General features: G+C 68.7%; 7 protein-coding genes. All 7 read left to right on the top strand.

Annotated features, from left to right (window positions below; genetic code table 11):
• A partial coding sequence (locus GA0115234_RS03750; protein WP_093539393.1) for a HAMP domain-containing protein occupies positions 1-3,901 on the top strand: 3,901 nt, incomplete at its 5' end.
• Between the two features lie 245 nt (positions 3,902-4,146).
• Positions 4,147-4,821, top strand: coding sequence for a response regulator (locus GA0115234_RS03745; RefSeq protein ID WP_093539388.1), 675 nt, complete (start codon positions 4,147-4,149; stop codon positions 4,819-4,821).
• A gap of 240 nt (positions 4,822-5,061) precedes the next feature.
• Positions 5,062-7,812, top strand: coding sequence for a DNA translocase FtsK (locus GA0115234_RS03740; RefSeq protein ID WP_202553322.1), 2,751 nt, complete (start codon positions 5,062-5,064; stop codon positions 7,810-7,812).
• Positions 7,813-8,016: 204 nt separating this feature from the next.
• Complete coding sequence (locus GA0115234_RS03735; protein ID WP_093539387.1) at positions 8,017-8,817, top strand: helix-turn-helix domain-containing protein; 801 nt, start codon at positions 8,017-8,019, stop codon at positions 8,815-8,817.
• A gap of 147 nt (positions 8,818-8,964) precedes the next feature.
• Positions 8,965-10,434 carry a 30S ribosomal protein S12 methylthiotransferase RimO gene (gene rimO / locus GA0115234_RS03730; protein WP_093539386.1) on the top strand — a complete coding sequence of 490 codons (1,470 nt, stop codon included), beginning with the start codon at positions 8,965-8,967 and terminating at the stop codon, positions 10,432-10,434.
• Positions 10,431-11,132 (top strand): CDP-diacylglycerol--glycerol-3-phosphate 3-phosphatidyltransferase, encoded by a 702-nt coding sequence (pgsA, locus tag GA0115234_RS03725; protein WP_093539385.1) that lies wholly within the window; start codon positions 10,431-10,433, stop codon positions 11,130-11,132. The genes rimO and pgsA overlap by 4 nt, the downstream gene beginning before the upstream one ends.
• Positions 11,129-11,638, top strand: a complete 510-nt coding sequence (locus GA0115234_RS03720; RefSeq protein ID WP_093539384.1) for a CinA family protein — start codon at positions 11,129-11,131, stop codon at positions 11,636-11,638. The genes pgsA and GA0115234_RS03720 overlap by 4 nt, the downstream gene beginning before the upstream one ends.
• Positions 11,639-11,667: the final 29 nt, after the last annotated feature.

Here is an 11,667-nt window from a genome sequence, read left to right as displayed (position 1 = left end):
GGGCGAGATGCTGGAGCTGAAGAACACCGTCAACACGATGGTGGCGCAGCTCTCCAGCTTCGCCGACCAGGTGACGGGGATGGCGCGTGACGTGGGTACGGAGGGCCGCCTCGGCGGCCAGGCCCGGGTGGACGGCGTCTCCGGTACCTGGAAGGAGCTCACCGATTCCGTCAACTTCATGGCCGGGAACCTGACTTCGCAGGTGCGGCAGATCGCCCAGGTGACCACGGCGGTGGCGCGCGGTGATCTGTCCCAGAAGATCGACGTGGATGCGCGTGGCGAGATCCTGGAGCTCAAGAACACCATCAACACCATGGTCGACCAGCTCTCCGCCTTCGCGGAACAGGTGACCAGGGTCGCCCGTGAGGTCGGCACCGACGGGCGGCTCGGCGGGCAGGCGCAGGTGCCCGGCGTGGCCGGGGTGTGGCGTGATCTGACCGATTCGGTGAACGGCATGGCGGGCAACCTCACCGCTCAGGTCCGTAACATCGCGCAGGTCGCCACGGCGGTGGCGCGCGGTGATCTGTCCCAGAAGATCGACGTGGATGCGCGTGGCGAGATCCTGGAGCTCAAGAACACCATCAACACCATGGTCGACCAGCTCTCGAACTTCGCCGAGCAGGTGACCAGGGTCGCCCGCGAAGTGGGTACGGAGGGCATCCTCGGCGGTCAGGCCGAGGTGCAGGGGGTGTCCGGTACGTGGAAGGACCTCACCCAGTCCGTCAACGGCATGGCGAACAACCTGACCCTGCAGGTCCGCAACATCGCCGAGGTCACCACCGCGGTCGCCAACGGCGATCTCTCCAAGAAGATCACCGTCGATGCCAGGGGCGAGATCCTCGAACTGGTCACGACCGTCAACACGATGGTCGACCAACTGCTCAACTTCGCCGACGAGGTGACGCGGGTCGCCCGTGAGGTGGGTACCGAGGGCATCCTCGGCGGCCAGGCCCGGGTGCCGGGGGCGACCGGCATCTGGAAGGACCTCAGCGACAACGTCAACCTGATGGCCAACAACCTGACCAGTCAGGTGCGGAACATCTCCCGGGTCTCGTCGGCGGTCGCCAACGGCGATCTGCGGAAGAAGGTGACCGTCGAGGCGCGCGGCGAGGTCGCGGAGCTCGCGGACACCGTCAACACGATGGTGACGACGCTGTCCTCGTTCGCCGACGAGGTGACGCGGGTCGCCCGAGAGGTGGGCACGGAGGGCGAGCTGGGCGGCCAGGCGCGGGTGCCCGGGGTCTCCGGTACGTGGAAGGACCTCACCGAGTCGGTGAACTCGATGGCGTCCAATCTGACCGGTCAGGTGCGCCAGATCGCCGCGGTCACCACCGCCATCGCCAAGGGCGACCTCACCAAGAAGATCGACATCGATGCGCGTGGCGAGATCCTGGAGCTGAAGAACACCATCAACACGATGGTCGACCAGCTGTCCTCCTTCGCGGAGCAGGTGACCCGGGTGGCCCGCGAGGTGGGTACGGAGGGGCAGCTGGGCGGTCAGGCCCGGGTCCGGGACGTCGACGGCACCTGGCGCGACCTCACCGAGTCGGTGAACGAGATGGCCGGGAACCTCACCCGTCAGGTGCGGGCCATCGCGGCCGTGGCCACCGCGGTGACCCGTGGCGATCTCAATCTGAAGATCGATGTGGACTCGGCCGGCGAGATCCAGGCCCTCCAGGACAACATCAACACCATGATCGCCAACCTGCGCGACACCACGGCGACCAACAAGGAACAGGACTGGCTCAAGGGCAACCTCGCCCGGATCTCCGGTCTGATGCAGGGACGCCGCGACCTGGACGACGTGGCCTCACTGATCATGAGCGAGCTGACGCCGGTCGTGTCCGCGCAGCACGGTGCGTTCTTCCTGGCCATGCCGATCGGGGACACCGCCGCGGTGGGCTCGGACAGTGACAAGGACGGTTCGTACGAGCTCTGCATGAGGGGCAGTTACGGATACTCGGCGGGCTCCATGCCGACGTCCTTCCGGCCGGGCGAGACGCTCATCGGCACGGCCGCCGAGGAGAAGCGGACCATTCAGGTGGACAACGTTCCGCCGGGATATCTGAAGATCTCCTCCGGGCTCGGGGAGGCGCCGCCCGCGCACGTGATCGTGCTGCCGGTGCTTTTCGAGGGCAAGGTCCTCGGTGTGATCGAGCTGGCGTCGTTCCAGCCGTTCACCCATATCCAGCGGGACTTCCTCAACCAGCTCGCCGAAATGATCGCGACGAGCGTCAACACCATCAGCGTCAATACGAAGACCGAGAAACTCCTCGAACAGTCGCAGGAGCTGGCGGCGCAACTCCGGGACCGTTCACAGGAGTTGGAGAACCGGCAGAAGGCGCTCCAGGCGTCCAATGCCGAGCTGGAGGAGAAGGCCGAACTGCTGGCCCGGCAGAACCGCGATATCGAGGTCAAGAACACCGAGATCGAGGAGGCCCGGCAGGTTCTGGAGGAGCGTGCCGAACAGCTCGCGGTCTCGATGCGCTACAAGTCCGAGTTCCTGGCGAACATGTCGCACGAGTTGCGTACACCGCTCAACTCGCTGCTCATTCTGGCCAAGCTGCTCGCGGACAATGCCGAGGGCAATCTCTCGCCGAAGCAGGTGGAGTTCGCCGAGACGATCCACGGGGCCGGTTCCGATCTTCTTCAGCTGATCAATGACATTCTCGATCTGACGAAGGTCGAGGCGGGTAAGATGGACGTCAGTCCGACCCGGATCGCGCTGGTCCAGCTGGTGGACTATGTGGAGGCGACATTCCGCCCGCTCACCGCGGAGAAGGGGCTCGATTTCTCCGTACGGGTCTCGCCGGAACTGCCCGCGACGCTGCACACGGACGAGCAGCGGCTGTTGCAGGTGCTGCGTAATCTGCTCTCCAACGCGGTGAAGTTCACCGACAGCGGGGCGGTCGAGCTGGTGATCCGGCACGCCAACGAGGATGTGCCGAACGCCATCCGGGAACAGCTCCTGGAGGCCGGCTCGCTGCGGGACGCGGATGCCGACCTGATCGCGTTCTCGGTCACCGACACCGGTATCGGGATCGCGTCCAGCAAGATGCTGGTGATCTTCGAGGCGTTCAAGCAGGCGGACGGCACGACCAGTCGCAAGTACGGCGGTACGGGGCTCGGGCTGTCCATCAGCCGGGAGATCGCCCGGCTGCTGGGCGGCGAGATCCACGCGGCCAGCGAGCCGGGCCGCGGCTCGACGTTCACGCTGTATCTGCCGCTGCACCCGAGCGAGTTGCCGCCGCAGGGATACCCGCAGATCGGTCCCGGGCCGATCGAGGCCCATGGCGCCACGGTCGAGGAAGGGCGGCTGCCGGAGGGCGGTGCGGGTGTCGATCCGGCGGAGGCGGGGTCGGGGTCGGCCGGTGCGTCAGGTCTGATGCGGCGGCGCCGCAAGAGCCTGGAGAGCGCGGAGCGGCGGCCCGCGCTGCCGCCCCGGAGCGCCGCGCCGTCCGCTCCGCAGGAGCCGTGGGCGCTCGCCGGACAGGAGGAACCGGAAGTCCGCAGGACGTTCCGGTTCCGCGGCGAGAAGGTGCTCATCGTCGACGACGACATCCGCAATGTCTTCGCGCTCACCAGCGTGCTGGAGCAGCACGGGCTGTCGGTGCTGTACGCGGAGAACGGGCGCGTGGGCATCGAAGTCCTGGAACAGCACGACGATGTGACGGTCGTGCTGATGGACATCATGATGCCGGAGATGGACGGCTATGCCACGACGGCGGCGATCCGCAGGATGCCGCAGTTCGCCGGGCTGCCGATCGTCGCGTTGACGGCGAAGGCGATGAAGGGCGACCGGGAGAAGGCGATCGAATCCGGTGCTTCCGACTATGTCACCAAGCCTGTCGACCCTGATCATCTTCTTTCCGTGATGGAACAGTGGATGCGCGGAGAATGATCATTTGGTCGAGAGAGTCGCGATGAGTTGCTGATCGACTGTGCTCACCCGGGTGTGAGAGGGCGCCATACGGGGAACCTTCTGGTCTCCCGCCGCGTTTCTGCTGTGTGCACAGTGACATCGCGGTGACAGGGTGTGTCGACGGGCGGGGTGCGGCTACGATGACCGGCACAAGGACGGACGGCGTAAGGGAGTCGTCCCCTGGGGCGGCGACCGGTGCAATTCCGGGGCGAGGAGGACGGGCCATGGTGCAGAAGGCCAAGATCCTCCTGGTCGATGACCGGCCGGAGAATCTGCTGGCGCTGGAGGCCATCCTCTCTGCGCTCGATCAGACACTGGTCCGGGCATCGTCAGGGGAGGAAGCGCTCAAAGCGCTGCTCACGGACGACTTTGCGGTCATTCTGCTGGACGTCCAGATGCCAGGCATGGACGGTTTCGAAACCGCCGCGCACATCAAGCGGCGGGAACGGACCCGGGACATCCCGATCATCTTCCTCACCGCGATCAATCACGGTCCGCATCACACCTTCCGGGGTTATGCGGCGGGCGCGGTGGACTACATCTCGAAGCCGTTCGACCCGTGGGTGCTGCGGGCCAAGGTCTCGGTCTTCGTCGAGCTGTACATGAAGAACTGCAAACTGCGTGAGCAGGCGGCGCTGCTGCGGCTCCAGCTGGAGGGCGACGGAAGCGGCCCGGACCACGACAAGGAGCCCGCCGGGCTGCTGGCCGAGCTCTCGGCGCGGCTCGCGGCCGTCGAGGAGCAGGCCGAGGCACTCTCCAAGCAGCTCGACGACGAGTCGGCGGACGCCGCGGCGGTGGCCACCGCCGCCCATCTGGAGCGCAAGCTGACCGGGCTGCGCCGGGCGCTCGACGCCCTGGAGCCCGGCACCGGAAGCGGTCCGGCCACCCTGCCCTCGTAACGTCGCGGCCGTGCCCTCGCCACGCCTCGGTGGCGGTCGGGCGGTGCGATGTCCGGCCGGGGACGGGTGGTTGCCCGGAGCCCAGGCCCAACTGCCCCTTCCGCCCGGCCGCTCGGCGACCCGCGTGAGCTGCGCCCGGCCGTGAGGTCGCGTCAGTTCGCCGCCTCTGTACAGCGACACGGACGGGTGAAGCGGCAGGCGCACGTGTTCACAGCCGTCGACACCGGTAACCTCGGCACCATGGCCTCACGTACGTCCGGCAAGGGTTCCCAGGGCACGGCGGGCACCGCGAAGCGCGTCGGCCGTACCGCGGGGCCGGCCAAGAAAGCCGCGCCCGCGAAGAAGACCGCGCCCGCGAAGAAGGCCCCCGCCAAGAAGGCGGCGGCGAAGAAGGCGGCCCCGCTCAAGCCCGCCCCGTCGCCCACCAGCGGTGTCTACCGCCTGGCGCGCGCCGTCTGGCTCGGCACGGCCCACGCCGTCGGAGCCACGTTCCGCGGCATAGGCCGTGGTGCCAAGGGGCTCGACCCCGCCCACCGCAAGGACGGCGTCGCGCTGCTGCTGCTCGGCCTCGCGCTGATCGTCGCCGCGGGCACCTGGTCGAATCTGCGCGGGCCCGTAGGCGACCTCGTGGAGATGCTCGTCACCGGGGCCTTCGGCCGGCTCGACCTCCTCGTACCGATACTGCTCGGCGCCATCGCCGTGCGGCTGATCCGCTACCCGGAGAAGCCCGAGGCCAACGGCCGCATCGTCATCGGGCTCTCCGCCCTCGTCATCGGGGTGCTCGGACAGGTCCACATCGCGTGCGGATCGCCCGGCCGCGAGGACGGCACCACGGCGATGCAGAACGCGGGCGGGCTCATCGGCTGGGCGGCCTCCAAGCCGCTGGTCTACACGATGGGCGAGGTCCTCGCCGTACCGCTGCTGCTGCTGCTCACCGTCTTCGGGCTGCTGGTCGTCACCGCCACCCCGGTGAACGCCATCCCGCAACGGCTCCGGCTGCTCGGCACCAGGCTGGGCCTGCTCCACCCGGAGTACGACCCCGAGGCGGACGAGGAGAACGACGACGAGCGCTACGAGGAGCAGTGGCGCGAGCAGCTCCCCGCCCGCTCCCGCCGCTCCTCGGCACGCCGCTCCGAAGTGCCCGACGAGTACGACCCCGACCAGGCCGAGGTCGAGGCGCTCTCCAAGCGCCGCCGGCCGCGCAGGCCCTCCGTGCAGCCCGCGATGAACCGCACCATGGACGCGGTGGACGTGGCGGCCGCCGCGGCCGCCGCCCTCGACGGGGCCGTGCTCAACGGCATGCCGCCCTCGCCGATCGTCGCCGACCTCACCCAGGGCGTCTCCGTCGAGCGCGAACGCCAGGGCACGCCGGTGCCGGGTGCCCGGGAGGGCGGAGCCTCCACAGGAGGGAAGCAGCCCGCGCCCTCGGGCGGCGTACCCGATCTGACGAAGCCCGTGCCCGACTCGCAGTCGCAGCCGCTGCCGGCCCGCGCCGAACAGCTCCAGCTGTCCGGCGACATCACCTACTCGCTGCCCTCGCTGGACCTGCTGGAGCGCGGTGGCCCCGGCAAGACCCGCAGCGCCGCCAACGACGCCATCGTCGCCGCGCTGACGAACGTCTTCACCGAATTCAAGGTCGACGCCGCCGTCACCGGCTTCACCCGCGGACCGACGGTCACGCGGTACGAGGTGGAGCTCGGCCCCGCCGTGAAGGTCGAGCGGATCACCGCCCTCGCCAAGAACATCGCCTACGCCGTCGCCAGCCCCGACGTCCGGATCATCTCCCCGATCCCGGGCAAGTCCGCGGTCGGCATCGAGATCCCCAACACCGACCGGGAGATGGTCAACCTCGGCGATGTGCTGCGCCTGGCGGACGCCGCCGAGGACGACCACCCGATGCTGGTCGCGCTCGGCAAGGACGTCGAGGGCGGCTATGTGATGGCCAACCTGGCGAAGATGCCGCACGTGCTGGTGGCCGGTGCGACCGGTTCCGGCAAGTCGTCCTGCATCAACTGCCTGATCACCTCGGTCATGGTGCGGGCGACCCCGGACGACGTACGGATGGTGCTGGTCGACCCGAAGCGCGTCGAGCTGACCGCGTACGAGGGCATCCCGCACCTGATCACGCCGATCATCACCAACCCGAAGCGCGCCGCCGAGGCACTCCAGTGGGTCGTGCGGGAGATGGACCTGCGGTACGACGACCTCGCCGCGTTCGGATACCGGCACATCGACGACTTCAACCAGGCCGTCCGCAAGGGCAAGGTCAAGCCGCCGGAGGGCAGCGAGCGCGAGCTCTCGCCCTATCCGTACCTGCTGGTGATCGTCGACGAGCTCGCCGACCTGATGATGGTCGCTCCGCGCGATGTGGAGGACGCCATCGTCCGGATCACCCAACTGGCCCGTGCCGCCGGTATCCATCTGGTGCTCGCGACCCAGCGGCCCTCGGTGGACGTGGTCACCGGTCTGATCAAGGCGAACGTGCCCTCCCGGCTGGCCTTCGCTACCTCGTCGCTGGCCGACAGCCGGGTCATCCTCGACCAGCCCGGTGCCGAGAAGCTCATCGGAAAGGGTGACGGACTGTTCCTGCCGATGGGGGCGAACAAGCCCACCCGTATGCAGGGGGCCTTCGTCACCGAGGACGAGGTCGCGGCCGTCGTCCAGCACTGCAAGGACCAGATGGCACCGGTCTTCCGCGAGGACGTGGTGGTCGGCACCGCCAAGAAGAAGGAGATCGACGAGGACATCGGCGACGACCTGGATCTGCTCTGCCAGGCCGCTGAACTGGTCGTCTCCACCCAGTTCGGGTCCACCTCGATGCTCCAGCGCAAGCTGCGGGTCGGCTTCGCCAAGGCCGGCCGGCTGATGGACCTGATGGAGTCGAGGAACATCGTCGGTCCCAGTGAGGGATCCAAGGCCCGCGACGTCATGGTGAAACCCGACGAGCTGGACGGCGTGTTGGCACTGATCCGCGGGGAATCCGCCCCGTAGGTGAAGTAGGGGCAACCGTTTCGCCGGGTCGTACGTCAACTTGGGAGGAAGGGCGGCAGAATTGTCCTTCCCGGGACGGTCCGGAGAATCGGACGGTGTTCGATTCCGATGGAGGGCAAAGTCCTTCCTCCCGGTTGCCCCACCCTTTCGTACCACCCCTAGACTGAACACCCAGCAGGTGGCTCACGCTCGAAAGGCGCCCCCGTGTCCATCGGCAACTCCCCCGAAGACGACCGGCCTTCGATCGGTCGAGTGCTCCAGCAGGCTCGTATCGCCGCAGGTCTCACGGTCGAAGAGATCAGTTCGTCCACCCGGGTGCGCATCCCCATCGTGCACGCGATCGAAGAGGACGACTTCTCCCGCTGCGGCGGCGACGTGTACGCGCGCGGCCATATCCGTACGCTGGCGCGCGCCGTCGCGCTTGATCCGGAGCCGTTGATTTCGCAGTACGACGCGGACCACGGCGGCCGTCCCGCACCCACGCCTGCGGCGCCGCTGTTCGAGGCCGAGAGAATCCGTTCCGAACCCCGTCGGCCCAACTGGACGGCGGCCATGGTCGCGGCGATCGTCGCCGTCGTCGGTTTCGTCGGCTTCACGTTCCTCAAGGGCGGCGACGACAGCCCCGCGGCCACCCAGGTCGCGGAGGGCCCCGCACCGCACAAGAAGAGTGCCGCACCGAAGTCCGACAAGCCCGTCGACCCCAAGCCGGCGCCCTCCGACAGCGCCATCGCCGCAGCCCCCAGGGACAAGGTGACGGTCCGGCTCAACGCCAACCAGGGCAAGAGCTGGATCTCCGCCAAGGACCACAACGGGCGGCTGCTCTTCGACGGTCTGCTGCAGCAGGGCCAGACGAAGACCTTCCAGGACCAGGAGCGCGTCGACCTCGTCCTCGGGGACGCCGGTTCGATCGAGCTCTTCGTGAACGGAAAGAAGGTCGAGGACAAGTTCCAGCCCGGCCAGGTCGAGCGGCTCTCGTACACGAAGGGCGACCCGGCGGTCGGCTGACCCGTACACGCACCGTTTCCTTCTGCGGCATGGACGACATGGCGAGCGCCCGGCGAATCCGCCGGGCGCTCGCCGTATTTATTACTCGGTGTAACGGTGGAACCCTGCGCGGCAGGGCGAGTGCCGGGACAAAGTAGTCTTGAGCCCATGCCCGAACGCCGTACCGTCGCCCTTGTCACTCTTGGCTGCGCCCGTAACGAGGTGGACTCGGAGGAGCTCGCAGGCCGCTTGGCAGCGGACGGCTGGGAGCTCGTCCAGGACGCCTCCGACGCGGATGTCGCCGTCGTCAACACCTGTGGATTCGTCGAGGCCGCCAAGAAGGACTCCGTCGACGCCCTGCTCGAAGCCAATGATCTGAAGGACCACGGCAGGACCCAGGCCGTGGTCGCCGTCGGCTGCATGGCCGAGCGCTACGGCAAGGACCTCGCCGAGGCCCTGCCCGAGGCGGACGGCGTCCTCGGCTTCGACGACTACGCCGACATCTCCGACCGCCTCCAGACCATCCTCAACGGCGGCATCCACGCCTCGCACACCCCGCGCGACCGCCGCAAGCTGCTGCCGATCAGCCCGGCCGAGCGGCAGGACGCGGCCGTGGCCCTGCCGGGCCACGCGCAGGAGGCCGCTCCGGCCCCCGAGGATCTTCCCGAGGGCGTCGCCCCGGTCTCCGGCCCGCGGGCACCCCTGCGCCGCCGGCTGGGCACCAGCCCCGTCGCCTCGGTGAAACTCGCCTCCGGCTGCGACCGCCGCTGCTCCTTCTGTGCCATCCCGTCCTTCCGCGGGTCCTTCATCTCGCGGCGCCCCTCGGACGTGCTGCAGGAGACCCGCTGGCTGGCCGAGCAGGGCGTCAAGGAGGTCATGCTGGTCTCCGAGAACAACACCTCGTACGGCAAGGACCTCGGTGACATCCGGCTGCTGGAGACGCTGCTGCCGGAGCTCGCCGACGTCGAGGGCATCGAGCGGATCAGGGTCAGCTACCTCCAGCCGGCCGAAATGCGGCCCGGCCTGATCGACGTGCTGACCTCGACGCCGAAGGTCGCGCCGTACTTCGACCTGTCCTTCCAGCACTCGGCCCCCGGTGTGCTGCGGGCGATGCGCCGCTTCGGCGACACCGACCGGTTCCTGGAGCTGCTGGACACCATCCGGAACAAGGCGCCGCAGGCCGGTGCCCGCTCCAACTTCATCGTGGGCTTCCCCGGCGAGACCGAGGCCGATCTGGCGGAGCTGGAACGCTTCCTCACCGGCGCCCGGCTCGATGCCATCGGCGTCTTCGGCTACTCCGACGAGGAGGGCACCGAGGCGGTCGGCTACGAGAACAAGCTGGACGCCGACGTCATCGCCGAGCGGCTCGCGCACATCTCGCAGCTGGCCGAGGAGCTGACCTCGCAGCGCGCCGAGGAGCGCCTGGGCGAGACGCTCCAGGTCCTCGTCGAGTCCGTGGACGACGAGGACGGCGCGGTGGGGCGTGCGGCGCACCAGGCACCCGAGACGGACGGCCAGGTGCTCTTCACCACACGCGAGGGCCTCGTACCCGGCCTTATGGTCGAGGCAAAGGTCGTGGGCACCGAAGGAGTGGATCTGGTGGCCGAGTGTTCCGAGCTCGTGGAGGCAGCCAGATGACGGGAGCCCCGGCATCCGCGGCAGGCGGCACCGGCGCGAAGCCGGTCCGCGGCGGCAAGCTGGGCACTGCGGCCGTCAATCAGGCCAGCCTGTGGAACATCGCCAATCTGCTCACCATGCTGCGGCTGGTGCTGGTGCCCGGTTTCGTGCTGCTGCTGCTGCACAACGGCGGGTACGACCCGGCCTGGCGGTCGTTCGCCTGGGCGGCCTTCGCCGTCGCCATGATCACCGACCTGTTCGACGGGCATCTGGCGCGCACCTACAACCTGGTCACCGACTTCGGGAAGATCGCCGACCCGATCGCGGACAAGGCGATCATGGGCGCGGCGCTGATCTGTCTCTCGTATCTCGGTGATCTGCCCTGGTGGGTCACGGGCGTGATCCTCTTCCGGGAGATCGGCATCACGCTGATGCGCTTCTGGGTGATACGGCATGCGGTGATTCCGGCCAGTCGCGGCGGCAAGATGAAGACCCTGGCGCAGGGGACGGCCGTCGGGATGTACGTCCTCGCGCTGACCGGTCCGCTCGCCACCCTGCGCTTCTGGGTGATGGCGGTGGCCGTCGTGCTGACGGTCGTCACCGGCCTCGACTATGTGCGCCAGGCCGTCGTGCTGCGTCGCAAGGGGCTCGCGGCCGAGCGTGCCGCGGCGGCCGCGGGAGCCGCGGGAAGCCGCGATGCGGCGGAGGCCGAGCGGTGACCGCCGCGGCCAGGGTGCTGGAGCTGCTCGTGGGGCGGGGGGAGACCCTTGCCGTCGCCGAGTCGCTGACCGGCGGTCTGGTCGCGGCGGAGCTGACGTCCGTGCCGGGTGCCTCGCAGTCCTTCCGGGGCTCCGTGACGGCGTACGCGACGCCCCTGAAGCGGGACGTCCTGGGTGTGGACGGCGTTCTGCTGGCGGAGCGCGGTGCGGTCGACCCGGAGGTGGCGCGGCAGATGGCAGCCGGTGTGCGCCGCGTTCTCGGGGCGGACTGGGGCATGGCCACCACGGGTGTCGCGGGCCCCGAGCCGCAGGACGGCAAGGCCGTGGGCACGGTCTACGTGGCGGTGGCCGGGCCGGACGGCGTGGAGAATATGGCCCGGCTGAGGTTGAACGGTGGACGGGCGGACATCCGTAGAGAGAGCGTACGGAGCGTGCTCGAGCTGCTCTCCGCCGAACTCGGCAGGAACGCAAGGGCACAGGATACGGAGCAGAACGGGGGGAATTGATGTTTGCAGCCCTGAGTGAACACGACATC

The sequence above is a fragment of the Streptomyces sp. DvalAA-43 genome (genome assembly GCF_900091725.1).
Classification (GTDB): domain Bacteria; phylum Actinomycetota; class Actinomycetes; order Streptomycetales; family Streptomycetaceae; genus Streptomyces; species Streptomyces pulveraceus.
This window is presented reverse-complemented; position numbering and strand designations above follow the sequence as displayed.